At 55.3% G+C, this 26,840-nt stretch carries 20 protein-coding genes, 2 tRNA genes and 3 rRNA genes; all 25 read right to left on the bottom strand.

What is annotated here, in order from left to right; genetic code table 11:
• Positions 1-328: 328 nt before the first annotated feature.
• Entirely contained in the window at positions 329-3,064 is a 2,736-nt protein-coding gene (locus tag H5T64_06550; GenBank protein ID MBC7264004.1) for a pyruvate, phosphate dikinase, read from the bottom strand.
• Positions 3,065-3,157: 93 nt separating this feature from the next.
• On the bottom strand, positions 3,158-6,136 hold the full coding sequence (locus H5T64_06545; GenBank protein ID MBC7264003.1) for a glycine--tRNA ligase subunit beta: 2,979 nt from the start codon (positions 6,134-6,136) through the stop codon (positions 3,158-3,160).
• Positions 6,133-6,984: a DNA repair protein RecO gene (recO, locus tag H5T64_06540; protein ID MBC7264002.1), complete on the bottom strand. Its 852-nt coding sequence runs from the start codon at positions 6,982-6,984 to the stop codon at positions 6,133-6,135. Before recO ends, H5T64_06545 begins: the two co-directional genes overlap by 4 nt.
• 61 nt (positions 6,985-7,045) lie before the next feature.
• Positions 7,046-7,867 carry a class II aldolase/adducin family protein gene (locus H5T64_06535; GenBank protein MBC7264001.1) on the bottom strand — a complete coding sequence of 274 codons (822 nt, stop codon included), beginning with the start codon at positions 7,865-7,867 and terminating at the stop codon, positions 7,046-7,048.
• A complete protein-coding gene (locus H5T64_06530; GenBank protein MBC7264000.1) occupies positions 7,864-8,199 on the bottom strand; it encodes a EutN/CcmL family microcompartment protein in 336 nt (111 codons plus the stop codon). The genes H5T64_06535 and H5T64_06530 overlap by 4 nt, the downstream gene beginning before the upstream one ends.
• Entirely contained in the window at positions 8,200-8,490 is a 291-nt protein-coding gene (locus tag H5T64_06525; GenBank protein MBC7263999.1) for a EutN/CcmL family microcompartment protein, read from the bottom strand. It abuts the gene before it with no gap.
• A 2-nt stretch (positions 8,491-8,492) separates the two neighbouring features.
• The gene (locus tag H5T64_06520; GenBank protein MBC7263998.1) at positions 8,493-9,041 is read right to left on the bottom strand and encodes a BMC domain-containing protein; all 549 of its coding nucleotides are present in this window, start codon (positions 9,039-9,041) and stop codon (positions 8,493-8,495) included.
• Between the two features lie 46 nt (positions 9,042-9,087).
• Entirely contained in the window at positions 9,088-10,425 is a 1,338-nt protein-coding gene (locus tag H5T64_06515; protein MBC7263997.1) for a 4Fe-4S dicluster domain-containing protein, read from the bottom strand.
• A gap of 17 nt (positions 10,426-10,442) precedes the next feature.
• On the bottom strand, positions 10,443-11,906 hold the full coding sequence (locus tag H5T64_06510) for an aldehyde dehydrogenase EutE (protein ID MBC7263996.1): 1,464 nt from the start codon (positions 11,904-11,906) through the stop codon (positions 10,443-10,445).
• Entirely contained in the window at positions 11,906-12,217 is a 312-nt protein-coding gene (locus H5T64_06505) for a EutN/CcmL family microcompartment protein (protein ID MBC7263995.1), read from the bottom strand. The genes H5T64_06510 and H5T64_06505 overlap by 1 nt, the downstream gene beginning before the upstream one ends.
• A 68-nt stretch (positions 12,218-12,285) precedes the next feature.
• A complete protein-coding gene (locus H5T64_06500) occupies positions 12,286-12,591 on the bottom strand; it encodes a BMC domain-containing protein (protein ID MBC7263994.1) in 306 nt (101 codons plus the stop codon).
• Between the two features lie 40 nt (positions 12,592-12,631).
• Positions 12,632-13,219 (bottom strand): hypothetical protein, encoded by a 588-nt coding sequence (locus H5T64_06495; GenBank protein ID MBC7263993.1) that lies wholly within the window; start codon positions 13,217-13,219, stop codon positions 12,632-12,634.
• Positions 13,220-13,307: 88 nt separating this feature from the next.
• Positions 13,308-13,958 (bottom strand): deoxyribose-phosphate aldolase, encoded by a 651-nt coding sequence (gene deoC, locus H5T64_06490; protein MBC7263992.1) that lies wholly within the window; start codon positions 13,956-13,958, stop codon positions 13,308-13,310.
• 233 nt (positions 13,959-14,191) lie between these two features.
• On the bottom strand, positions 14,192-14,926 hold the full coding sequence (gene rpiB / locus H5T64_06485; GenBank protein MBC7263991.1) for a ribose 5-phosphate isomerase B: 735 nt from the start codon (positions 14,924-14,926) through the stop codon (positions 14,192-14,194).
• Positions 14,927-14,989: 63 nt separating this feature from the next.
• The gene (locus H5T64_06480) at positions 14,990-15,721 is read right to left on the bottom strand and encodes a GntR family transcriptional regulator (protein ID MBC7263990.1); all 732 of its coding nucleotides are present in this window, start codon (positions 15,719-15,721) and stop codon (positions 14,990-14,992) included.
• A 349-nt stretch (positions 15,722-16,070) separates the two neighbouring features.
• A complete protein-coding gene (locus tag H5T64_06475) occupies positions 16,071-16,382 on the bottom strand; it encodes a hypothetical protein (protein ID MBC7263989.1) in 312 nt (103 codons plus the stop codon).
• Between the two features lie 47 nt (positions 16,383-16,429).
• Positions 16,430-17,863, bottom strand: a complete 1,434-nt coding sequence (locus tag H5T64_06470) for a proline--tRNA ligase (GenBank protein ID MBC7263988.1) — start codon at positions 17,861-17,863, stop codon at positions 16,430-16,432.
• 76 nt (positions 17,864-17,939) lie between these two features.
• Complete coding sequence (gene cdd / locus H5T64_06465) at positions 17,940-18,419, bottom strand: cytidine deaminase (GenBank protein MBC7263987.1); 480 nt, start codon at positions 18,417-18,419, stop codon at positions 17,940-17,942.
• Positions 18,331-19,701 carry a bifunctional UDP-N-acetylglucosamine diphosphorylase/glucosamine-1-phosphate N-acetyltransferase GlmU gene (gene glmU, locus H5T64_06460; GenBank protein MBC7263986.1) on the bottom strand — a complete coding sequence of 457 codons (1,371 nt, stop codon included), beginning with the start codon at positions 19,699-19,701 and terminating at the stop codon, positions 18,331-18,333. The genes cdd and glmU overlap by 89 nt, the downstream gene beginning before the upstream one ends.
• 140 nt (positions 19,702-19,841) lie before the next feature.
• Positions 19,842-19,958: ribosomal RNA gene (gene rrf / locus H5T64_06455) — 5S ribosomal RNA — on the bottom strand.
• An 81-nt stretch (positions 19,959-20,039) separates the two neighbouring features.
• Positions 20,040-23,023: ribosomal RNA gene (locus H5T64_06450) — 23S ribosomal RNA — on the bottom strand.
• A 298-nt stretch (positions 23,024-23,321) separates the two neighbouring features.
• Positions 23,322-23,394: transfer RNA gene (locus H5T64_06445), tRNA-Ala, on the bottom strand.
• A gap of 13 nt (positions 23,395-23,407) precedes the next feature.
• A tRNA-Ile gene (locus tag H5T64_06440) sits at positions 23,408-23,481 on the bottom strand.
• Positions 23,482-24,668: 1,187 nt separating this feature from the next.
• The gene (locus H5T64_06435; GenBank protein MBC7263985.1) at positions 24,669-24,998 is read right to left on the bottom strand and encodes a hypothetical protein; all 330 of its coding nucleotides are present in this window, start codon (positions 24,996-24,998) and stop codon (positions 24,669-24,671) included.
• Between the two features lie 218 nt (positions 24,999-25,216).
• Positions 25,217-26,782, bottom strand: a 16S ribosomal RNA gene (locus H5T64_06430).
• Positions 26,783-26,840: the final 58 nt, after the last annotated feature.

Here is a 26,840-nt window from a genome sequence, read left to right as displayed (position 1 = left end):
CTCGAGGGCGCGGTCTTCAAGCCCGTCGCTGAGCAGCTGGTCCAGCTGTTTGCGGATTCGTTCACTCGGTGGTATCCTTTCCATGGCGTGTGGTCCTTTCTACCCTTCCGGGATGGTGATGGGTTTGTTCGCCATAGTGTACCACACGCCGTTTGATTTTACAGGAGTGTACTGCCATCACCCATCCCCAATGCGAATTCCCGTAGGATTTCAACGGGTCACCTGCTCGAACGCGATATCATACAGACAGGGATAGATATAGAATAAGGTGGCAGCACAAGAAATGGGCTGCCACCTTTGATGACGGGGTAGTATCTTTCACGATACGCTAGTCTACATCGCGCGGGCGCCCCTCACGCAAAGCAGCGTGTGCGGCTGCCAATCGAGCCACGGGCACGCGGAACGGCGAACAGGAGACGTAATTTAGCCCAAGCATGTGGCAGAATTCGATGGATGAGGGATCACCGCCATGTTCACCGCAGATACCGATCTCGATATCGGGCCTGGTTCGACGAGCCTTCTCTACGCACATGCGCATAAGTTGACCGACACCATCACGATCCAATTGTTGGAAGGGATTGGCAGGCAGGATCTTACGTTCGACATACTCCAGCAAGAATTTGCCTTCAGCGTCATCGCGGGAGATGCCAAAGGTCATTTGCGTCAGGTCATTGGTGCCAAAAGAGAAAAACTCAGCGTACTTAGCGATTTCATCAGCGGTTAGGGCAGCGCGCGGGACTTCGATCATCGTTCCGAACTTGTAATCCACTTCGATGCCCTCCTCAGCCATCACTTCTTTCGCCACTTGCTCCAATTTCTCGCGCTCAAGTTGCAATTCATTCACGTGGCCGACGAGTGGTATCATGACCTCCGGGTGCACCTCAATGCCTTTTTTCGCCATTCGGCACGCAGCCTGGAAGATAGCGCGAACCTGCATTTCGGTAACACCTTTATACATGATTCCCACCCGACAGCCGCGCAGGCCAAGCATGGGATTCACCTCCCACAGGCTTTCCACCACGCGCAGGACTTCTTCTTTCTCGGCCAGTTCTTTTTCTAGTTGCTTTCTCTCTCCAGCCGAGATCGTTTCGTTCTCCAATTTGCACCGCAGCTCAGTGACTTCTCCGATAAGTTGCTCGCGCGGGGGCAAGAACTCATGCATGGGTGGGTCAATCAGGCGAATGATCACCGGCAGTCCATCCATGACCTCGAAAATGCCCTCGAAGTCGGCCCGCTGGAAAGGCAAGAGTTGATCCAATGCTTCTTGGCGCTTCTTCTCATCGCCCCGCGCCATGATCATTCTCTGAACGATAGGGCGTCGCTCTTCCTCAAAGAACATGTGCTCCGTACGACAGAGGCCGATGCCCTCTGCACCGAATTCCCGGGCGCGTTTAGCGTCTCGAGGATAGTCAGCGTTAGTCCACACACCTAGCCGCCGAATTTCATCGGCCCACTTGAGGATTTGCTGGAGATCTTTCTCCTCAGCAAAGTTGGGCACCGTGGTGGGCAACTGACCGAGAAAGACTTCCCCGGTGGTGCCGTCAATGGAAATGTAATCGCCCTCCTCGATGACCTTGCTGTTCACGATCATGCGACGCCTTTCCAGATCGATCTCCAGTGCCTCGCAGCCAGCCACACAGGGTTTGCCGACACCGCGGGCTACTACTGCAGCGTGAGAAGTAGCGCCGCCATGCTGGGTAAGAATGCCTTTCGCTGCCAGCATACCGTGCACATCTTCAGGCGAAGTCTCAGGTCGAGTGAGGATCACGTCTTCGCCTTTCCTGGCTCGTGCCGCAGCCCGATCGGCGTCGAAGACAACGAAGCCCACCGCCGCTCCGGGCGACGCATTCAATCCTTTGGCTAACAGTCGGCCCTCTCTGGCTGCCGCTTCCTTGTGTTTGGTGTCAAAGCGGGGGTGCAGTAATTGGTCCACCTGTTCTGGCTCGACCCGAAGAACCGCTTCCTCTTTGGTGATAAGTCCCTCTCGCACCATATCCACAGCGATCTTCACTGCCGCACGCGCCGTGCGCTTGCCAGAGCGAGTCTGCAGCATCCACAACTTGCCGCGCTCAATGGTGAATTCGAGGTCTTGGACATCGCGATAGTGCTTTTCCAAGAGATCTGCCATGCGGGCAAATTGCTCGTAAACCTCCGGCATGTCATTCTTCAGTTCAGCGATTTTCTTAGGGGTGCGGATACCGGCTACCACATCTTCGCCCTGAGCATTTAGCAGGTACTCTCCATATAGCACCTTCTCCCCGGTGGCAGGATCGCGTGTGAACGCCACACCAGTGCCGGAATCGAAGCCCATGTTGCCAAACACCATCGTTACCACATTGACCGCCGTACCCCAATCATGGGGCAACTTGTGGAAATTCCGGTAGTCCACAGCACGGCGACCCATCCAGGAGTCGAAAACAGCGGCTATGGCCATACGGAGTTGTTCGTAGGGGTCCTCGGGGAAATCCTTGCCTGTACACTGCTTGATGATAGCCTTGAATTTGGCGCAGATCTCTTTCAGCATATCGGTGGTTAGATCGGTGTCTTGGCCACCTTCGGTTTTGGCCTTGTACTCTCGCAACACTTGCTCGAAGGGGTCCTCTTCGTCAGCACCTGCTTTCACGCCCATTACAATGCGCCCGAACATTTGAATGAAACGTCGGTAGGCGTCCCAAGCGAAGCGCTCATTGCCGGTGGCTTTCGCCAGTCCTTCGAGAGTTTGTGCATTCAAGCCTAGGTTTAGGACGGTATCCATCATGCCGGGCATAGAAACCCGGGCCCCGGATCGGACAGATACCAACAGTGGATTGGCTGGATCACCGAATACCTTGCCCGACTCTTTCTCAATGACCTTCATCGCCTCCAACGTCTGCTCCCACATACCCGGAGGGAATTTCTTGCCTAAGGCGTTGTATTCATTACAGGCTTCGGTGGTGATAATGAAACTGGGGGGCACCGGCAACCCGGCGTTTGCCATCTCCGCTAAACCCGCTCCTTTGCCGCCCAGCAGGTCGCGCATGGACGCGTTCCCTTCGTGAAGAAGATAAACCCATTTCTTCGTCATATTGTCAAACTGCCTCCTTCGTGTTATGCTTGCAGTCCAAAACAAAAATAAATTATATGGATTCTGCGCGCTTTGCCAAAAAGCAAAACGCCATCAGTAACCGATCACCTTGGTCAGATCTACAATGCCTTGAGGAAGAGCAGCGATGCGTTGTAAAAGAGCCAAACGGTTGCTACGCAGAGATGCGTCGTCTACCATTACAAATACTTCATCGAAGAACTCGTTGATAGGCCCCACCAACGGAGCAAAGGCGCTCAGAAAACCCGGCACGTCTTGTACATCTCTCATCGCTTCCTTTACTTGCAGGTAAGTTTGATACAGGTGCTGCTCCGCCTTTTCTGTCAGGGCATCGGGGTTCAGTGGCAATTCTGTGAGGATATCGCGGGTAATCCGCGATGGCCGACTATAAGCAGTGAGCAGCAAAGAGAAGCGCTCACTCTCTACTTCGCGGGCCAGTTCCCACACGGTACGGGCCGCCAAATATGGGTTGTCATAGCGAGCCGACAGCGCGGCATCCACCAAATCGTATCGGTAACCTGCATCTAACAACCATTGACGCAATCGCTGGACTATGAAATCCACGACCGTGGTGGCAACATCCTCACCCACCGGAACCGGCAATTCCTTAGCAGTTAGCGCCACTGCTTCCGACAAAGAAAGCGAGATACGCTTCTCAACCAAGAGAGTGATAAGACCCAAGGCTGCGCGGCGTAAGCCGAAGGGGTCCGCCGAACCAGTGGGCATCATGCCCACGGCAAAAAGCCCCACGAGGCTGTCCAGCCGGTCCGCTACACCCAAGACCACTCCGGGCATTGTCTGGGGCAGTTCATCACCAGCAAAGCGCGGCAGGTAGTGCTCGCGGATAGCATAAGCCACTGCAGGCGACTCGCCGGACAAGAGAGCATACTTCTCGCCCATGATACCTTGGAGTGAGGTGAGTTCTACCACCATCTGCGTGGCCAGGTCGGCTTTACAGAGGTGAGCAGCACGCTCCGCGACCTCTAGGTCAGTCTCAGAGACCTTTAGCCTTCGCGCTAGAAGAGCGGTCAAGCGCTCCAGCCGCTTCGTCTTATCCAGCATCGAACCTAACCCTTCTTGGAAGGTTAGAGTGCCCAAACGCGGCAAGAAGGCTTCCAACGGCTTGCTTGTATCGGTGGTGTAGAAAAATCGGGCATCAGCGAAACGAGCCCTCAAGACTTCCATGTTGCCCCAACGTATTGGATCCATGTCGGCAAATAAGCCGTTTGCGACAGCAATGAAATAAGGCAACATCTGACCATTCTTTACCACCGGGAAGTAGCGCTGGTGTTTTTTCATCACCGCGATAAGTACTTCCTGAGGCAGTTCCAGGAAATCGGGGTCAAAATCGCCTAAAAAAGCGGTGGGCCATTCCACTAAGTTCGCCACTTCGCGCAATAGTGCTGGATCATCGGGCACTGCGCCACCAACAGAGGCCGCCAGGGCAGTGATCTGCTCAGTTACAGCCTCCTGACGTTGGACATCATCCACCACGATCGTATTGGCTCTCATGGTCTCAAAGTATTCGCCTGCCGACCCCAGCACAATATCAGGGGAGCCTTCGGGTCGGATACCCCGCGTAACACGGCCACTCCGTACCCCAGCGAAATCAAAGGGAACGATTTCTTTGCCAAACAAAGCCACAATCCAACGGATAGGCCGTGAGAAGGCAACCCCGCTCGCATTCCAGCGCATGGCAAGACCGAATCGCAGTCCACCAATCAATTCGGGTAGTACCTTGGCCAGTACGTCTGGGGTAGGTTGACCTGGCTCAGTTACTGTGGCCACAAGATAAGATTTGCCTGCGAACTCGCGCACCTGCAGAGCCCCTACACTCACTCCGACACTGCGTGCAAAACCCTCAGCAGCCTTGGTCGGTTTTCCCTCACCGTCAAATGCGACGGCAATGGGTGGTCCTTTCACCACCGTTTCCTGGGGAGTCTGGGTAGGGCTTACATTCGTTACATAGATGACAATCCGGCGGGGCGAAGCAGTCACCCGAACAGTATCAAACGGGATACGGGCTTCATTCAGAGTGGCCGGCACACGCTCGCGCAATTGGGTCAAGGCGCTCTCAAGGTCTCCGACAGGAAGTTCTTCCACACCGACTTCCAAAAGCAGGTCCTGCGGCTCAGTCGGCGGCCTGGTCTTTTCCTGTTCCACTGGCTTGGGTGGTACGATGGGCCAGAGTTTCGACATCGGGTAGCCCATTTTCTCGCGCTGGGCGAGATAGGCGATGGCGACGGAACGGGAAAGTTCACGCATCCGAGCGAAGTAGCGCGCCCGTTCAGTAACACCTATGGCCCCTCGCGCATCCAAAACATTGAAGACATGAGAACATTTCAGCGTGTAATCATGAGCGGGCATCACCAAGCCGCGCTTCAGCGCCTCTCTTGCCTCTTCCTCGTAGAGATTAAACATCTCCGCCAGCCGACGTACATCGGCAATCTCAAAGTTGTAGATGCAATGCTCGCGTTCAGGCTGGAGTAAAAGATCACCATAAGTAATGCCGTTGCTCCACTTCATCTCCACAAAACTTTTCACGCCTTGGAGCACCATAACAATACGCTCTAGACCGTAAGTGATTTCTACGGAGACAGGATCCAAGTCGAAGCCACCAGCCTGCTGAAAATAAGTGTATTGAGTGATCTCCTGCCCATCACACCAGACCTCCCATCCCAAGCCCCAGGCCCCGAGGGCGGGTGATTCCCAGTTGTCCTCGACGAAGCGAATATCGTGTGTTTTGGGATCAAGACCTAAGGCACGAAGGCTGTCAAGATAGAGTTCGACCGGGTTACCGGGGTCTGGTTTGAGAATCACTTGATACTGGTAGAATTGCTGCCAGCGGTTTGGGTTCTCGCCGTAGCGACCATCGGCGGGGCGGATGGAGGGCTCGACGTAGGCCACTCGCCAGGGTTCAGGCCCCAGCACGCGCAGGAAAGTGGCCGGGTTCATTGTCCCTGCACCGACCTGCACGTTATAGGGCTGCCAGATGAGACATCCCTGGCTGGCCCAGAAGTTCTCGAGTTTCATAATGACGTCCTGGAAATTCATGGACCCACTCCTTCATCTGGGGAACTTACGCCGAAGTCATCTTGTACTGTACCTACTTTCGGGTCGTCTGTCAACCGACTGTCAGTCAATTCGCGACGCATCTGGTTGAGGAAATCCACCGACTGGAGTCGTCGTTCGAGAAGATAAACGATATAAGCCTGCAACACGCCTTCTAATTCCCGTCGGATGCCGCGTGATGGTCGCAGGCGTATGGCCACTCGATAGTCGTTGTCCTGCAAGTAACGCATCACTTGCAACCCCTCAGGCGACAGGGTCTGCATCTTCTGACCACTTTCCCCACATCGGGCACAGATAACACCGCCCATCTCAGCACTAAAGAGCACCGCACTACTGCCGATCTCCTTGCTGCAACGGACACAGATCTGCAATTGAGGACGGTAACCTACGAGTTCGAGCAGATGCAGTTCAAAATAGCGCACAGTAAGCGAAAGGTCACCACTCGTGCAGACCCAATCCAAGGTGCTGGACAGGAGACGATATAATGGGAAATTCTCTTCTTCCTCCCCGGTGAAACGATCCACGAGTTCGGACACGTAATGGGCATAGGAGGCACGAAGCAAATCCTCTCGCAGAATCCGGTGGGGCTCAATTACCTCGGCCTGGGTTACGATATCCAAGTTACGCCCACGGGCAATGAGCAAATCTGTGAGGGAAAACAGTTCCACATGGCCGCTCTTACGGCTGGTAGGCTTGCGCACGCCTTTGGCGACCACGCGCAATTTGCCCATGTCAGGCGTGTAAAGTGTGAGCAAGCGATCGGCCTCCCCTAAATCGCTGCGTTTGAGCACGATGGCTTCAGTTCTGTAGAGCCGGGGTTTGTCTGTCATCTCCCCCATCCACAAAAAGGCCAGCCCTATCCCGGCTGGCCTGAGGGCATCGTTCACGATTTCAGAAACGATTTAACTCTCGACTCACCACTCGCGCCACCAGCCGGGTGATCTCTTCGTCGGCTATGTTGACGCTGCCTTCTTGCTCAGGCTCGCGTCCACAAGCCCCGCATTTCACGCAGCCCTCACCCCCATATTCGGCAGGCAACCCCAGTTTCTGCCGGCGCCATGCAGTGAGCTTGCGCACCTCTTCGGGTGGCAAGAGCCCCACTCGACCCAACTGCCGGGCCGTCAAGGTAACCAGGGCAGTATGCTCTACCTTCTCCATTTTCATATAGGCCTCAGTGGGCGTTTTGCCCACGGTGATGGCCCCGTGTCGGTCGAGCACTAAGGCGTCGTAAGTGCGGATCAACTCGCGAATGACCTCTGCGCCCTGTGCGCTCGATGGCGTAGCGTACTGCGTCGTCGGGATACTGCCCAGGGTCATCACCACCTCGGGCAGCACACATTGGGCGAGCGAGATGCCAGCAATGGTAAAGGCTGTGGTAATGGGCGGATGAGCGTGTACAACAGCCCCCACATCAGGCCGTTGGCGGTAAACTTCCAAGTGCATCAGCAATTCAGAGGATGGCTCCAAGCCACGGGAGCCGGGATCGTGAACATTCAGTTTGCGGCCAGTCATGTCAGTGATGACCATCTGTTCCGGTCTCATGAACCCTTTGCTCACACCGCTGGGCGTAGTCAAGACCCGCTCACCATCCAGGCGGGCTGAGATGTTGCCATCACTGGCGGCAATCAGCCCTTTCTCCCACAGCAACCGTCCCACATGCACGAGTTCTTCGCGCAGATCTTTCTCACGCTGCTGAGTCTGGTACGTGCTCATCCGCTACTTCTCTCGGTCAGGTGTATCCGATTAGGAGTCCAGGAAGTCTGACGGCCTTTCTCATCCACCAATTGCACTTCATCTACAAAACCTACTATGACAGCACGAACACAACCAGGTTCCAAGCCAAGCAACTGTCGGGCCGCGTTTCCTTCGTCCACAAAGAAGACCACTTCACCCGGGCCAGCGTCCACCACATCAATCGCGATGATGGGTTTTTTGTAGGGTCTCCCTTCGGGCGTAAGAGGCTGGACAAGCATCAGTTTGTGCTTGCTATGGTCGCTATGCTTGATGGTGGACACAATGTTGCCAATGACCCGACCGATGAGCATTTATTTCTCTCTATCCAACGCCACATAAATCTGATCCACGATGCCCACAATACCATGGTCCACTGGTGTGAACATTTTTTCAGCCGGCAGCACCATCGAGGCTTCACGTCCACCTATCATGTAGATGATCTCGCCGGGCCCAGCCATGTGAGTGCCATCCACAGCGATCACTGGCTCGCCATCAGGTTGCTCCTCAGGCGTGAGGGGTTGTACGATGAGTAATTTGACCCCTTGGAGGGCCTCGTGTTTTCGCGTGGCAACGAGTGTGCCGATAATTCGTCCGAGTTGCATATCTAAGTTATTTTCTGCCTCATATCTTCGTGCAATTGGGGGATGACCACCGCCCGGATAAGCGTCCCATCTTCTTTGATGACTTTAGTGCCCGCTTCAACTGATGCCTCCACATCAGGCACACGGCCTACCATGAGCACGAAAGATTTGCCGCCCAGGCCATTCGCTAAGCGGATCTCGGTGAGAGTAACGGCGGCCGCTTTTGCCGCCGCGTCTGCTGCAACGATAGTAGAAGCCACGCTGATAGTCTCGATGATGCCTAGTGCTTCGACGTACTCCATCTCCACTGCACCGGCAATGGCGGGGAAAACGGAGAGGTGGACGTTGGGCAAGAATAGTTTATCCACCAGAGTTTCTGCAGCAACCTCAACTCCGGCTTCCAATGATTCCTGTACTGGGCCCGTGTCCCCACCAATTAGTACGATATACTTGCCGGGGCAGACGGTGCGAGACTCGAGTAGGTTGATTGGCGCACGCTTGCACATGGCATCACCCACCTTGATGCCTTGGGCAATGCTATTCACTTCGATTAAGCCGATAGCAGGTTCCATAGCACACCCCGGTGATGAATTGAACTTCCCATTCGTACTGTAGCCCTCAGCACGAGTCCACGCGGATGTATTCTTCCGTGACTTCTGATACCTTGCCCGCAATAGAGGCATGCACATTTGCCCCCAGTGCACCCTGTGGTATCTCCGCCACGAGGTCACCGACTTTCACCCTGTCACCAACACGCACGACCGGCTTGGCTGGTACGCCAGTGTGTTGGCGCAAGGGAATGCACACCGATGGCGGCACCAAGTCGCGCTCATCCAAAGGAACGTCATAATTTTTATACTTCGTCAAGCCCAGTTTGTCAATCAGGCGCGAGACTGGCACCCGACGGAAATCAAAGAACGGATGTGGTTCGTAATCCTTCCGCCGATGGGTCACATTCTTCCAGCCAGCAGCCCGCAACTGGCTCTTCACCGCCCGATAGTAGGCTATGGGTGAAAGTTCCAGAGGACACGCATAGGCTTCGCACAAACGACACTCACAACACAACACTGCTGCCGTGACAATCTCGGTGGGGAAAGTCAGACCATAATTGAGATTGCGCATGATATCATGCGGCTGCAATGCGTGACCCAACAGGTAGCGGGGGCACAGATCTGTGCAGTCGCGGCACTGATCGCAGGTGGACCGACCACGCCGGACCGCATTGTTCAACGGTCGGGTCATATGTTGCACGACGACGTTGTCTTTTGGCAGCACTAACAACCCACCTGTTGTTTTGGTCACCACATCATCAGGAGTAACTACACGGCCCATCATCGCCCCACCAGCCACCAACGCAAGATCCTCGACCGGCTTTGTGTAGCCACCGACCCACTCTACCACCTGGGCGAAATTCACTCCAATGGGTAGCCGCAAGGTAGCAGGAGACTTCACTTCCCCTGTCACAGTCATGTAACGGTGGGTGACGGGTTGGCCATCCTGAGCCCGTGCCACGTTGTAGAGCGTCCCCACATTGTTGACAACAGCACCCACTTCGAGAGGAATACCGCCCTCGGGTACTTTGCGACCGGTGGCCTCGTAGACCAAAATGAACTCATCCCCTGCCGGATAATAACTGCCCAGGAGACAAAGCGTGACGTTCTTGTAGCGCGGCAAGGCCGCTTCAAGCCCGGCTCGTGCATCGTGGTATGCTGCTTTCAGGGCTACGATGCCCCGAGTCGCGCCAGTTGCTTCCATGGCCAGGCTAAGCCCGCGCAGTATTTCGTCTGGATGGCGAGTCATAAGATGCCGGTCAGCGTGTAAAAGGGGCTCGCATTCCGCACCGTTCGCGATGACGGTATCCACTTTGGCCGCCAATTTGACGTGGGTGGGAAAGCCTGCGCCCCCCGCCCCAACGACGCCAGCGGAACGCACACGGTCCACAATGTGGTCAGCCATATCACTCAAATGAGCCTTCACACAATCCTGAATGAATCCACTAAGACGCAGCGACGCAAACGCGAGAAAGAGATGGGAGAAGTCAAGCCTTCACCCGTGGGACTGGCGATCGAAAATGAAGTGAAACCCTCGCCGTTGAAGCCGAGTCCGGCCAGCGAAGGTCCATTCTTGACGAAGATCGAACAATTACATTCACGGGCCATGCGACTCAAGCGATCAATGTGCTTGGAATACATCACCGCAGTGTGATAACGCCTCCCCTCAGCCGCGATGGCCAAATCTATCGCTTCATCCGCATTGGCAACGCGCACCAACGGTATCACCGGCATCAGTTGTTCCGTCCACACCAGTGGATGGTCCCGGTCAACTTCTGCCAATGCTAACCGCACTTTCTCGTCCACGTTCATCCCGATCTCTTTGAGGATGAGGGAGGCATTCTTGCCTACCCAAGCCTTGTTGATCACGCTTTCTTCGCGGCCGGAGCGGATTTCGCTGAAGATCACCTTTTCTAATCGCTTCATCTGCCAGGAGGCGAGCTCAACCGCGCCATGGGATAAAATAGACGCTTTCAACTGATCGGCAATGGAGTCCACTGCAATGATCTCTTTCTCCAGCACGCAGACGACGTTATTGTCGAAGGAAGCGCCTTCCACAATGCCTTTGCCAGCCACGTCCAGATCTGCGGTTTCATCCACCACGACCGGCGGATTACCGGGCCCAGCGCAGATGGCTTTCTTACCGCTGGCCATCGCTACCTTGACCACGCCTGGCCCGCCAGTCACCACCAACAGATTGATGGCAGGGTGCTTCATCAAGTATTGAGCACCCTCAATAGTTGGCTCGGGGACAAGCGTTAGAAGGTTGGGTGGACCGCCTGCACTAACAATCGCTCGGTTAAGCAACTGCACCGTTTTTACTGAACAGTTCTTCGCTGCCGGATGGGCGTTAAACACTACAGCGTTCCCAGCGGAGATCATACCAATCGCATTACAGATAATGGTCGAAGTAGGGTTAGTGCTAGGCGTGATGGCGGCGATGACACCGTAGGGAGCACGTTCCACCAAGGTCAGGCCGTGGTCGCCAGTCCAAGCAAATGGCTCCAGGATTTCGGGGCCGGGAGTTTTCGTGGCGACAAGCAAGTTTTTCTTTGTTTTGTCCTCCGGCCTGCCCATACCTGTCTCCTGCCAGGCCAGGCGGGCGAGCAGTTCGGCGTTATCCTTCGCCGCGCGGCGCATAGCATCCACAATGTGATAGCGTGTCGTTAGGGTCATCCTATCAAGTTGATGGAAAGCGGTGCTGGCCGCCATGATCGCTGAATCAATATCAGGAAAGACGCCGTCTTCGCCATGTAGTGGCTCAGGCTGAGCGGGAGCAGAACGCAACTCGGGGCGAGGGGGCGCCTCCGCTACTGGGCGCTCCTCGCCCAGGCGTCGCATCACCTCTTGTACGATAGCCTGGATGCGACGCTCTTCCACGTCCATCATGCCACCTCGCTACCTTCAGGATATTTCTGATACTTGACCACGCCACCCACTTCCCAGGTGTCTACGATGGCCATGACCACTGCATCAATGGGGCGTCGATCCGTGAGCACCGTCTGACGGGCAGAACTGCCAACGGCATAAAGGATCAATTCGCCCACGCCAGCCCCCACCGCGTCAGCAGCGACAACGTAGGCACCGGTCTCTCGGCCCTCGATATCCACCTGTTTGACCACATAGAACTTGAGGCCCTCGATCTTCTCGTCTTTGCGTGTGGAAACGAGGGTGCCAACGATCTTTCCAATGAGCATGCTCTATCCCCTCCGGGATCCACCGAATCTGGCGGACCCCTGTTGGACGTGAGAACTCGATGTTCCTGCTACTCTCCGAGTTCGGCCTTCACTTGCTCCGTCCGGCCCAATGGCAGCACCAGATCAATGTTGACGTGCGGTCGGGCGATCACGTGCACCGAGACCACCTCGCCCACCTTCTCTGCCCCGCGTACCCCGGCCTCGACGGCAGCCTTCACTGCTGCGACGTCGCCTCGCACGATGGCAGTAACATAACCACCGCCGATTTTCTCGTAACTGACCAATTCGACCTTGGCGGCCTTGACCATCGCATCGGCGGCTTCAACCATCGCCGCGAATCCCTTTGTCTCAATCATGCCCAATGCTTCTGCCATGTGGTAAATCCTCCTCGTAGTGATGTGTTCGTTCCGTTCGTTATGCTCTTCGTTCTGTCTTCTGTTCTTTCCCCTCAATTCCTTCAATGGCTGCTACTGCCGCACCATAGCCAGCCATAATGTCGCGTTCCTCTCCACCCAGATAAACGCGGCCAAATGTGCCAAAGGGCCGCACTTCCACAATGTTGATGTGCGCTGCCTTTTCCGCCTCATTGGCAGCCAGGGCAGCATATGCTGCTGGCTCGACTTCCATGATGTAGAGGGTTTGGCCAGGGATGAGCATCATGCCGTTGCGGTTACGGTTCACGAGTTGAGCGTGGTGGTCGTCCACGTGACGGATGATCTGGCTGGAGTAGATTCGTGGCTTCCACCGATCCTCCTCTCTCAAGCCCAGCGCTTCCAGGATTGCCCGCCCCGCATCGCGCACGTCGGCCTGCGATTCAGAATGCACCTCCAGCAGACCAAACAAACGCTCCACCACCTGGACCGCTGGGCGTACTCGGGTGGCTTTCACCGCAATATCAGTCACACGGTTGATCTCTATGCCTGGCGAGATTTCGACCCACAGCGAAGCATCGCCCACGATGGGTAGAAAGCCGCGCGCTGTGGAGCCGATGAACGCTGCCATCTGTGGCTGCAAAGCATCGAGAAAAACGTAAGCCCGTAAGTCTACCAAAGCCCCTCCTTTCTGCACTTTCCCTCGACTAGAGATATCCTCAAGCCGCTACCTCTTTTGCCTCATGCATGATCTTGACACTGGCGCTGGCCCCTATGCGTGTGGCCCCCGCCTTGATCATGCTTTTCGCTTCTTCCAGGCTACGGATTCCACCCGCTGCCTTGACACCCATTTCCGGGCCCACTACTCGGCGCATAAGTTCCACGTCGTGGACAGTAGCACCACCCGGCCCAAAGCCTGTGGAAGTCTTCACATAGTCGGCCTTTGCCGCTTTGGCCAGCGTGCAGGCTTTGATTTTCTCCTCGTCGGTGAGCAACGCAGCCTCAATGATAACCTTGCTCTGAACACCGCTGCGGCGGCACACGCGGGTGACCGCTTCGATGTCCCTCTGCACCAGGGCGTAATCGCCACCCTTCAGAGCGCCAATATTGAGCACCATATCAATCTCGTGTGCACCATCCCAGATGGCCCGTTCGGTCTCATAGGCTTTCACCTCCGGCAGGTTCGCGCCCAGCGGAAAGCCGACTACACTGCACACCTTCACCCCCGATCCCCAGAGCAACTCGCTGCATTGTCTGACGTTACAGGGGTTCACACAGACCGCAGCGAAACCGTACTCCCGTGCTTCCTGACATAGTCTGGCGATCTGATCAGGGGTAGCATCAGGTTTGAGTAGGGTGTGGTCTATCATGCGGGCAATTTCACGCGCGACACCTGTTAAACCCAGGCTGCTGCCCACTCGGACCGCGCCAGCGTCAATGATCTGTTGTATCGCCTCTGGGCGCTTCGTAACACAAAGCAGGCACCCTTGGCAAGAGCCCCCAATTGTCAGGGCACATAGGCTGGTATCCGCACCCGTGCGTAGGAGAGCGACAACCTCGCGGGTGATTTGCTCTACCAGCCGCTCCACGTCTGCTATCTCTGTCATTGGGCCTTCCTCAGAAAGCGCTTTTCGACTTCCATTATCTTATCGATGCGGCGAGCATGGCGACCACCGCCGAAAGGTGTACTGAGCCAGGTTTTGACAATGTCGCGAGCCAGGTTCGGCCCGATCAACTTGCCGCCCAGGGTAAGCACATTGGCATCGTTGTGTTCGCGGCTGTTGATCGCAGTGGACAGGTCATAGCACATGGCGGCACGCACACCAGGCACTTTGTTGGCCACCATGCAGGAACCAATGCCTGCACCGTCTATGATGATTCCCCAACGCGCCTTGCCATCAGCAACCAATTTGGCTACCGCATAAGCGAAGTCTGGGTAATCAACCGATTCTGTGCTAAATGTACCACAATCTTGGATGGCATAGCCTAACTCGGTGATGTACTTCTTCAGGTCTTCCTTCATCTCGAAACCACCGTGATCTGCGCCGATGGCAACGGTTTTCTCAGGCGCGCCTGGTCCTCCAGCACTATGGTGGCCTGCAGATGTGGTGATCGCTCGGGGTGAAGATACGACTGATTGCTCCACGAAAGAGATACCTCGTGTGCGTGCTGCCTCACGGGCCAATGGAGTAATGATTGCATCGGCAGGCACAGTGAATGTGCCGCCAGCCGGCACCGCAATCAGATCGGCCTCTGTGATGAGCGGTCGTTCTGCTCCGGCGAATGGGGGGTTACGTCGCTGCAGGTTATCTGGGACGGAAGGGTCTGGATTTGACATCCGCTCCAGAGTACGTCGCACGATGCGTCGGATCTCTTCTTCCTGGATCATTCACACCCCCATCTACCGGGTAAGGTGAACGAGGTACCTGTAACGATCTGCCCGGTAGAGCGCTTTCACGAACTCAATGGGCTTACCATCTAGAGAAAAGGTAGTTCTCTCGCGTAAGAGCAGGGGTGAGCCTCTCTTCACGCCCAGGAGCCGTGCCTCGGTCTCACTGGCTACAGTCGCCTCCAGAGTCTCATCGGCTTCGCCAAGCAAGATGTTGAATCGTGATTCCAATAACGCATAGAGCGAACCTTCTCCCTCTAGTTCCTCAGGGTCAATCTTTATGCCGGTGCGCAAAGGAACGTAACTTGTCTGGATACCCATTGGTTCGCCATTCGCAAGCCTGAGTCGAACGATCTTCAGGGCCTGTTCGCCTTCTCCAAGCTCCAGCGCAGCGGCTATGTTCTTGGGTGGGACCACGTTCCGCATTTCCAACACGTGAGAGCCAGGCCGCAATCCCCGCGAACGCATATCCTCGGAGAAACTGGTCAGTTTACGCAAACCATGCTGTACTTTAGGCCTACTGACAAAAGTACCCTTTCCTCTCTGCCGATAGAGGTACCCCTCGGCTACTAACTCGCTGATGGCTTGTCGTACCGTAGTGCGACTCAATCCATACGCTTCCATCAACTGCTTCTCAGATGGAATAGGCGTGTTAGGGTTCAGCTCACCACGCTCTATTTTAGAGAGTAGAACCTCTTTAAGTTGATGATATAAGGGAACAGGTTCGCGGCGATTGATTCCCATTCTGGATCCAGTAATAATATCGTGATATAGGGAGATCGTGACATCACTATTATACACTAGATACACGAATTTGTCAAATGCTCGCATTCTGACCACTGGCAAACCGCTTCCAGATGTAAACTCCGGGGATTGCCGAGGCTGACAAGCCCGAAGATGAGCTCGGGTGCTTTTTCATGAGGGACTAATGTTCGTTTAGTCAGTATCGGGGCAATGAGCCGAGGAACCGTCTATCCTGGTCTCCCACACTCTGGTCAGGTCTGCCCCATCAGAGGGTGCGCAGGGGGGAATCTGGGGACGCGAGGGGTTGGTCCTTTATTTCTAAAATCAAGGGGCACCTCTGCAAAGAAGCCTAGCCGCCGCGCACTGTGCCGTACTTCTGCGGGCGGCTCCAGTTGACTTCCATCTTGTGTTGGAAAAGGGCCTCGGCGTCTAGATCCAGTGCGGAGAGGAGGTGTAGAATTCGGATGATGGCGTCAATAAGTTCTTCGCCCACCTTTTCTGTTGGTTCACCTTTCTTGTAAGCATCAGTGGCTTCCGAGATCTCGCTGTGAATGAGAGCCAGCATTTCCCAAATGCGCGATGGGTCCGACGAAAAACCCTTCGCATCTGTCAGTTCACGCACTTGGCGCATCTTGACATTGAGGCCCTCATCGGCTTTCATACAGCCTCCTCAAGAATCTATTGATCAGACAAGCAGACCAAAGCCCGTTAATACGCCCTGGCAAAAACTGCGCGCTCCGTCGCCCGTTCGCCACAGACTACACAGCACCCCTCGCCTTTCTCCTGGTCGAAGGGAATACAGCGGATAGTAGATTTGGTTTCTTCCTTGACTTTCGCCTCACACTTCGCCGAACCGCACCAATAGGCGTAGGCGAATCCTTCGGCCACCGCCTCACTCAACTCCGCATAGGTCGTCGGATAGCGAGTATGTGCGTCCCGGAATGCTCGGGCAGCTGCCAACAACTCGGTCTGGATACGCGATAGCAAGTCGCTAACCACCGCTGGTAACTGTTCAAAACCGCTCACGGATCTATTTTCGCCCCGGGGCTTGTCACGTCGCACCAGAACGACTTGACCCTTCGCCACATCCCGTGGTCCCACTTCGATACGCAGGGGCACGCCTCGCATCTCCCAGTCATTGAACTTCCAGCCAGGCGAATACTCCTCGCGGTCGTCTAATTTGCAGCGAACGTCGCCCCCCAAGGCAGCGATAATTCTCTCCGCTGCACTCAAGACTTGTGCTCGCTCGGCGTCCTCTTTCCAGATAGGGATAATCACTACTTGGATAGGAGCAAGTCGTGGCGGCAGAATGAGCCCTTGATCATCACCGTGAACCATTACTACCGCGCCAACCATGCGCGTGCTGACGCCCCAACTGGTCTGATACACGTACTCCAACTCATTGTTCTGATTAAGGAACTGCGTGCCGAAGGCTTTGGCGAAGTTCTGGCCTAAATAGTGAGATGTACCGGCTTGCAAGGCCCATTTGTTGCCCATCATAGCCTCAATGGTATAACTCTCTACCGCACCGGCGAACTTCTCCGATTCGCTTTTGCGACCAGGGATAACCGGAATGGCCGCTTCATTTTCTGCAAAGTCTGTGTACACGTCTAATATGCGCCGGGCCTCTGCGATGGCCTCTTCTTTCGTGGCATGGGCGGTATGGCCCTCCTGCCACAAGAATTCAGTAGTTCGCAAGAAAAGTCGTGGGCGCATTTCCCAACGCACCACGTTGCACCATTGATTGATGAGCAAGGGCAAATCACGATAGGATCGCACCCACTGAGCGAACATAGCGTTGATGATGGTCTCCGAGGTAGGGCGGACAATGAGTGGTTCTTCCAATTGCTTGCCGCCCCCATAGGTCACGACTGCTAATTCGGGAGAGAAGCCTTCAATGTGCTCCGCTTCCTTCTTTATGAAACTCTCCGGGATGAACAATGGGAAGTAAGCGTTCTGGTGTCCAGTGGCTTTGAAACGCTTGTCCAAGGCCGCCTGAATATTCTCCCATAAGGCATAGCCATAAGGTCGAATGACCATGCAGCCGCGAACCGGCGCGTAGTCGGCCAGTTCGGCTCGCTGAACCACATCAGTATACCAGCGGGAGTAGTCCTCATTACGAGGTGTGATCTTACCAGCCATATAACCCTCCAGAGTGAAATAACGCTTGGACGATATTCTCCACCACTAGACGCAGGAAATCGTTGCTCCCTTGACGTTAATCTCCGCCGCTTTCCTCTAGATTTGCGGGGCCAAAGTGATCAGGCAAGAGACGATCCAGCGTGTACACCCGCACGTTGCCCTTCAGATCGGCCACGAGGACGCGCAAGTGCGGGTTAAACTCTGCCATCACCTGACGGCAAGAACCGCATGGCGTCCCACCATTTACCGTGACCACAGCGATGGCCTCAAACTCACGGTCGCCCTCGGAGATGGCCTTGAAAATGGCCACCCGCTCTGCGCACAGACCTACCGAATGCACCGCGTTCTCGACGTTGCAGCCAGTGTAGATTTTACCACCTGTTGTCTGCAATGCGGCACCGACCAAATAGCGAGAATATGGAGCATAGGCCCGAGTACGGGCTTCTTTTGCCTTCTCTATAAGATGGTCATCTTTGGTTTTTCCCACGCTGCTTCTCCCCCTTTTTCCGCCGCACGCGGGCTGGCACACCGTAGACCACGCTCTCTGGCGGAACATCATGGGTGACAACGGAACCCGCGCCTGTCTTCGCCCCTTTGCCCACCCGCACTGGCGCTACCAACATGGTGTCGCTCCCTATGAATGCGTTGTCCTCAATGTGGGTGGGGTGTTTACGCTCACCGTCGAAGTTGCAGGTGACAGTCCCTGCGCCAATGTTCACGTTCTGCCCAATGGTGGCATCGCCGATGTAACTGAAATGGCCCATCTTAGTTCCAGGGCCCAGGTAGGAGTTCTTCACCTCGCCAAAATTGCCCATGTGTACACCTTCAGCCAAATGCGCCCCCCGGCGCAGATGGGCAAAGGGACCGATTTCCACATTGGCTTCGACTTCAGCTTCTTCGAGCACTGAGGTGCCAATGCGGCAATGATCACCAATTCTCGAATCCCGAATCACCGTGTTTGGACCGATGATACAATCATTGCCGATGATCGTTTTGCCCTGCAAATGGGTGTTGGGATAGATGATGGTATCCTGGCCTATAGAGACCATTGCGTCAATATAAGTGGTGGATGGATCCATCAATGTTACACCGGAGCGCATGCAATTTTCGCGGATGCGCTGTCGGACGATGGACTCTACCCGCGCCAGATGCACCCGGTCATTCACTCCTAGGACCTCTACTGGGTCAGATGCAACGAGTGCCTCAACCCGTGCACCCTCAGCGATAGCGATGCCCACAAGGTCCGTCAGATAGTATTCGCCTTTCGGGCTGCGTGGTATCTTTGACAAATGGGCCCACAGCCAGTCGGCGTCAAAGACGTATACGCCACAATTGAGTTCCCGGATACGTAACTGCTCCGGTGTAGCCTGGGCCTCCTCGACTATGCCTAACACCTGCCCACGCTCATCACGCAAGACGCGCCCGAAACCCATAGAGTCGTCATAGAGGGTAGTGAGCATAGTGATGGGCTGCTCGCCACCCTCGTGAGTAGCGATGAGATGTCGTAAGGTCTCGGTAGCCAGCAGGGGCATGTCCCCGTAAACGACCAGTACAGCGTCGACTTTGCTCTGGAGCGTATCTTGTGCTTGCATCACTGCGTGTCCGGTACCCAACTGCTCCGGCTGCACCGCATACGTGACGCGCTCGCCCAGCGCCGCTCGGACCAATTCTGCGCCGTAGCCTACAACAACAACCGGCGGCTGCTTGCTCAAGGGCAACACCGCATTCACAACCCACTGCACCATGGGCTGCCCGGCAACAGGGTGTATCACTTTGGGCAACTTGGATTTCATCCGTGTGCCCTGCCCGGCTGCAAGGATCACGACTGCTGTTTCCAAAACGCTACCTCCTGATGCGGGGGACAGATCGGCGCTATGCCAGCAGATATGCAGAGAAGGCCGCGCGAGCGGCCTATGCGGAAAAATTATAACACGAGAGGGTGAGTTCACAAAATCGAAGGGTTAAAACCAAAAGGTTCTCCTGGCAATGACCTACTCTCCCAGGGGGTTGCCCCCCAAGTACCATCGGCGCTGGAGGGCTTAACTGCCTGGTTCGGAATGGAACAGGGTGTTTCCCCTCCGCTACAATCACCAGAAGAACCTTTTGGTTGCCAAAGTACGTGTTAGCACCTTAAAACTGAACAGGATGCAGTCCATTCCCCCGCTTCACAGATGATGGAATTAAGCCCTCGACCATTAGTACGGCTTAGCTGAACACCTTGCGGTGCTTACACGTGCCGCCTATCAACCTGGTGGTCTGCCAGGGGTCTTACTCTCACGAGGAGATGGGTGACCTAATCTTGAGGCAGGCTTCCCACTTAGATGCATTCAGCGGTTATCCTTGCCAGACATGGCTACCCGGCGATGCACCTGGCGGTACAACCGGCACACCAGCGGTCTGTCCACTCCGGTCCTCTCGTACTGGGAGCAGCTCCTCTCAAGTCACCTACGCCCGCAGCGGATAGAGACCGACCTGTCTCACGACGGTCTGAACCCAGCTCGCGTGCCACTTTAATCGGAGAACAGCCGAACCCTTGGGACCTTGTCCAGCCCCAGGATGTGACGAGCCGACATCGAGGTGGCGAACCTTGCCGTCGATGTGAACTCTTGGGCAAGACTACCCTGTTATCCCCGGGGTAGCTTTTATCCGGTAAGCCACGGCCCTTCCACCCGGTACCGTGGGATCACTAAGCCCGACTTTCGTCTCTGCTCGACTTGTAGGTCTTGCAGTCAAGCTCCCTTATGCCTTTGCACTCTCTGGCTGGTTTCCATTCAGCCTGAGGGAACCTTTGGGCGCCTCCGTTACCCTTTCGGAGGCGACCGCCCCAGTCAAACTGCCCACCTGGCACTGTCCTCGTGCCGGGTCACGGTCACGAGTTAGGGTCGAAACTTGATCAGGCTGGTATTTCAAGGGCGACTCCACCGAGGCTGGCGCCCCAGTTTCACAGTCTCCCAGCTATCCTACACAGACCAAATCCCAACTCAATACCAAGATGCAGTAAAGCTCCACGGGGTCTTTTTGTCCTGCTGCGGGTAAGACGCATCTTCACGCCTATTTCAATTTCGCCGGGTCCCTCGCTGAGACAGCGCCCCACTCGTTACGCCGTTCGTGCGGGTCGGAACTTACCCGACGAGGAATTTCGCTACCTTAGGACCGTTATAGTTACGGCCGCCGTTCACCGGGGCTTCAGTTCAGAGCTTCGCCTTGCGGCTAACCCTTCCCTTTAACCTTCCGGCACTGGGCAGGCGTCAGCCCCTATACGTCAGCTTACGCTTTGGCAGAGACCTGTGGTTTTGTTAACCAGTCGGCAGGGCCATTTCTCTGCGACCCCCTCGGGCTCCGCAAGATTTGCTTCACCCTAACGGGGCACTCCTTCTCCCGAAGTTACGGAGTCATTTTGCCTAGTTCCTTAGCGAGGGTTCTCCCGATCGCCTTGGTATACTCTACCCGTCTACCAGTGTCGGTTTGCGGTACGGGCACCCCGGACTCAACGCATAGAGGTTTTTCTCGGCAGTGTGGCTCAGTCACTTCTGGCTTGAAGCACCGCCATCACCCCTCAGGATCTGGGAGCGGATTTACCAACCCCCTTCATCTCCCTACAGGCTTAGCACCTCAATCCAATAAGAGGCTGACCTACCACCCTGCGTCCCCCCTTAGCTCCTCCGAGGTGGTACGGGAATGTTGACCCGTTGTCCATCGCCTACGCCTGTCGGCCTCGGCTTAGGCCCGACTAACCCTACGCGGAAAAACCTTGCGTAGGAAACCTTAGACTTACGGCGAACACGGTTCTCACGTGTTTTACGCTACTCATTCCGGCATTCGCACTTCTGTACGCTCCACCAGTCCTCACGGTCTGGCTTCTCAGCGAGTACAGAACGCTCCCCTACCGTCTCGACTCGAGGTCGAGACCCGCGGCTTCGGTACCAGGCTTGAGCCCCGATATATTGTCGGCGCAGGACCACTCGACCAGTGAGCTATTACGCACTCTTTAAAGGGTGGCTGCTTCTAAGCCAACCTCCTGGCTGTCTGAGTAACCCCACATCCTTTAACACTTAGCCTGGATTCCGGGACCTTAGCCGGCGGTCTGGGCTGTTTCCCTCTCGACGATGAAAATCATCTCCCACCGTCCGACTCCCAGGGTATGAAGTAGCGGCATTCGGAGTTTGATTTGGTTTGGTAAGCTCTACGCCCCCTAGCCAATTCAGTGCTCTACCTCCGCTACTGAACCCCTGAGGCTAGCCCTAAAGCTATTTCGGGGAGAACCAGCTATCTCCGGGTTCGTTTGGCATATCACCCCTACCCACGGCTCATCCCCCAATTTTGCAACATTGGTAGGTTCGGGCCTCCACGAAGTTTTACCTTCGCTTCACCCTGTCCATAGGTAGCTCACCCGGTTTCGGGTCTAATCCATGCGACTGAGCGCCCTGTTCAGACTCGCTTTCGCTGCGGCTCCGGGTGTCACCCCCTTAACCTTGCCACACGGATTAACTCGCCGGATCATTCTCCAAAAGGCACGCGGTCAGGCGTTCCGCACTAGGCGGCATAGCCCTCCCACTGTTTGTAAGCACACGGTTTCAGGTTCTATTTCACTCCGGTCACCCCGGTTCTTTTCACCTTTCCCTCACGGTACTGGTTCACTATCGGTCGCCAAGAGTATTTAGCCTTGGGAGGTGGGCCTCCCTGCTTCCCGCAGGATTAGCGTGCCCCGCGGTACTCAAGGTCAGCGGCAGAAGTCCATTCCTTTCGCCTACGGGACTATCACCCTCTACGGTAGGCCTTTCCTGAACCTTTCGACTCAGGAATGGTTTTGTAACTTCTCTGGGCTGTTGCAGCAGCCCCGCCGCGCCTTACAACCCCCACCACGCAACGGCTGCAACCTATACGCGGGGTGAGTTTGGGCTACTCCCCTTTCGCTCGCCACTACTCGGGGAATGCTCTCTTTTCCTGAGGGTACTGAGATGTTTCAGTTCCCCTCGTTCCCTCCACCCAACCTATGTGTTCAGTTGGGGGTACCTGGGTATGGCCCAGGTGGGTTACCCCATTCGGGAATCCTCGGATATAGCGCCTGCTGACGGCTCCCCGAGGCTTATCGCAGTCAACCACGCCCTTCATCGGCTCTTGGCGCCAAGGCATCCGCCGTGTGCCCTTAGTAGCTTAATTCACGTGATGCGGCGGAATTGAAACTCGCATCCTGTTCAGTTTTTAAGGTGCTAACTCTGTTGGATCTTTCTCCAACCTAGCGATTGGTCGCTAGCCATTGCTGGCCAGGTTCCCTGACCCTCAATTCGCAAACGCCCAATCTCTATAGACACACAAAACGGCCTGGCATATCGCCAAGCCGTTTCGGCTCGGGAATATGACCAGCGTTCAAGTATCCGGTTCCTTCTCCTCGGGTCTACAGTTCGTCTCTTCTCCCTCCCGTATTTTTATTATAGCACATCCCTGTTGGTTTGTCAAGTGGAGATGAGGGGATTCGAACCCCTGGCCTCCTCCGTGCAAGGGAGGCGCTCTCCCAACTGAGCTACATCCCCTGACACCGACAAGTGGGCCATTCTGGACTTGAACCAGAGACCTTCCCCTTATCAGAGGGATGCTCTAGCCGACTGAGCTAATGGCCCACACAAAGCTTACAAGTTACAATGTTGCCGCAGCCACTATTTCTCCACAAACAATTAGATCCAGATTTGGGTGTTTAAAAGCAGCAAGCCCAACTCCATTCTGTTTTCGTTTCCGGCCAGATATCCACTAGATGTTCGAAGCAATTGCGATCGACGTAGTACTTCCTGCACTCCCTGAAGCATTGGCGACAGCATATCCAAGGGGGGCCGCAACAGTCACAATCCCACGCACTGCAGCGAACTTCATAGTGGGGCTGGCAAAGGCTAGCCGGGGATGGCTGTTCGCTATGTGCGATTGTAGCCACCACTGTCATTAATGTCAATATAGCCAATATGGTAAATAGGGGGCCAGATCAATCGTTGCACCAATTTCATCTCGACACCTCATCATTGGCAGCCTGAATTCGTGAGAGTCTCCACAGGGCGAATTCATTAGACGTTGACATCAAAGCACATGTATATTTTCGGAGTTCTTCCCCTCTTGCAGGGGGTTTGGGGGGTGGGCAGCACATAGTCCAATCGTGAATGCACCCCTTATATGTGCAGGAACCAACGAGTGTCTCATTGCAGTTACGGTCAATATAGTACTTCTTGGCCCATTCTCTATACCAGAAATAGCATGGGTTCCCGTCACAGTCACAACCCCATTGAACCCATCGCCACTCTCTGCACTCGTAGTGTGGTAAACAGTAGCCAGTAGGTAAAAGAAGTTCAGCTTTCACTGGGGTGACCAAAGTGGTCAGTATGATTACAGAAGCGAACAGGCCTAAAACCATTCCCGCTTTCATTGCCGACACCTCTCGTAATCTATGAGTAAAAGTTGCTTAACCACGTGACAACTTCCAGTAGGCATAAATAATACAAGCCAAGCTTACCGCTATGCAGATCTCAATAGTAAAATAGAAACCTCGAAGTGCAAGAGGGCTTACAAAAAAGCCCAATTGGGGTAGCAGGCCCATCCCTATAGCAGCCACAACTCTCACCAAGATTGATATGGCGAATCCGGCTATGCCAATAGCTCGTGGTCGACTCGGGTTCGCCTGGTATACCAGCGTGCTAACCACGGTGCCGATAAACAAGACTATGATCACTGGGGAGTAGATAAGAAGATAATTAAACACAGGACCTAGTTTATACATCGCCCACCTAGTGCAGGTTTATGCGAAGACGCAAAACCGAGAACGAACTCAGTTCCTCCCAGCGGCCAAACGGCGAACCGCCTCGGCGGTCAAACGGGTGTTTTCTTCTACATCCATAGCCAGATGGATCATTTCGGCGTACACAAAGAGTGATAGGGCGATGATGCCAACATAAAAGATGATGGCAACCCACATAACAACCATCGCGCCGATCCCGGCACCCATTTCATAGCCACCGTATTGCTCGAATATACCACTACCCACAATTCCCGCATAAGCCAGGGTCAAGAAACACCCAAAACCCAAGCCCAAGATGACGATAAGGACGGCAAGGGCTTTGAAAATGGTGGCAGTCAATCGCAGCGCCTTGTATTTCATGATAATTCCTCCCTTCGTTAACCCATCGAGTGCGTCAATACGGTGGGCACGCCGTTGGCCAGCGGTATGGAATTGTTAAGAGCAAAGCACCTCAACCTCTGAAGAGTGACAGGAAGGGGGCATCGTTTCGGGTTATTCACAGGCACCTCACTTCGGTGAGGTGATTGACCTAGGAGTTCTGGCCATGCGGTTGCGAAACCCATCGCCAGGGGTCTCCCTAGAAAGGAGGTGATCCAGCCGCAGCTTCCGCTACGGCTACCTTGTTACGACTTCGTCCCAGTCACCGGCCCCACCCTCGACGGCTGCCTCCTTGCGGTTAGCCCACCGGCTTCAGGTGTTGCCAGCTCCCATGACGTGACGGGCGGTGTGTACAAGGCCCGGGTACGTATTCACCGCCGTATGGCTGACCGGCGGTTACTAGCAACTCCGACTTCATGGAGGCGAGTTGCAGCCTCCAATCCGAACTGAGACCGGCTTTAGGGGATTAGCTCCGCCTCGCGGCTTGGCAACCCATTGTACCGGCCATTGTAGCGTGTGTGTAGCCCTGGACATAAGGACCATGCTGACTTGACGTCATCCCCACCTTCCTCCGGGTATAATCCCGGCAGTCTCGCTAGAGAAGTACAACTAGCGACGAGGGTTGCGCTCGTTGCGGGACTTAACCCAACACCTCACGGCACGAGCTGACGACAGCCATGCAGCACCTGTGTACGCTCCCCGAGGGGTCGGTCACCTTTCGGATCCCTACCACGTACATGTCAAGCCCAGGTAAGGTTCTTCGTGTTGCATCGAATTAAACCACACGCTCCGCTGCTTGTGCGGGCCCCCGTCAATTCCTTTGAGTTTTAGCCTTGCGGCCGTAGTCCCCAGGCGGGATACTTAACGCGTTAGCTACGGCACTGGTGGGGTCAATACCACCAACACCTAGTATCCATCGTTTACGGCGTGGACTACCGGGGTATCTAATCCCGTTCGCTCCCCACGCTTTCGCGTCTCAGCGTCAGGAACAGGCCAGGAAGCCGCCTTCGCCACTGGTGTTCCTCCCGATATCTACGTATTCCACCACTACACCGGGAATTCCACTTCCCTCTCCTGTCCTCTAGGCTCGCAGTATCGGACGGCCTCTCCCAGTTGAGCCAGGAGCTTTCACGCCCGACTTGCGGACCCGCCTGCACGCGCTTTACGCCCAGTAATTCCGGATAACGCTTGCCTCCTACGTTTTACCGCGGCTGCTGGCACGTAGTTAGCCGAGACTGATTCCTGGAGTACCGTCCTTCCTCGTCCTCCAGAAAAGGGTTTTACGACCCGAAGGCCTTCGTCACCCACGCGGCGTTGCTGCGTCAGGCTTTCGCCCATTGCGCAATATTCCTTACTGCTGCCTCCCGTAGGAGTCTGGCCCGTGTCTCAGTGCCAGTGTGGCTGATCGTCCTCTCAGACCAGCTACCGATCATCGCCTTGGTAGGCCATTACCCTACCAACTAGCTAATCGGCCGCGGGCCCCTCCCGAAGCGGCCGAGGCCTTTCATCCGACAACCGAATGCCGGATCACATGCGGAATTAGCTGCCCTTTCGAGCAGTTATTCCCCACTTCGGGGCAGGTCACCCACGTGTTACTCACCCGTCCGCCACTAACCAACTAATGGCTTCCACTCAACCTCGGTGGTTCCAGCGATTTCTCGCTTTCCCCACTTCCGTCGAGCTTTCACCAAGCGTCGGTTCGTTCGACTTGCATGTATTAGGCACGCCGCCAGCGTTCATCCTGAGCCAGGATCAAACCCTCCGTAGGAACTAAGTGGCCGAAGCCACTGAGTTTCGACGTTGGGCCCAAAACGCGCCTTATCC

Source organism: Chloroflexota bacterium, from assembly GCA_014360825.1.
In the GTDB taxonomy this organism is placed as follows: Bacteria; Chloroflexota; Anaerolineae; order UBA2200; family JACIWT01; genus JACIWT01.
This window is presented reverse-complemented; position numbering and strand designations above follow the sequence as displayed.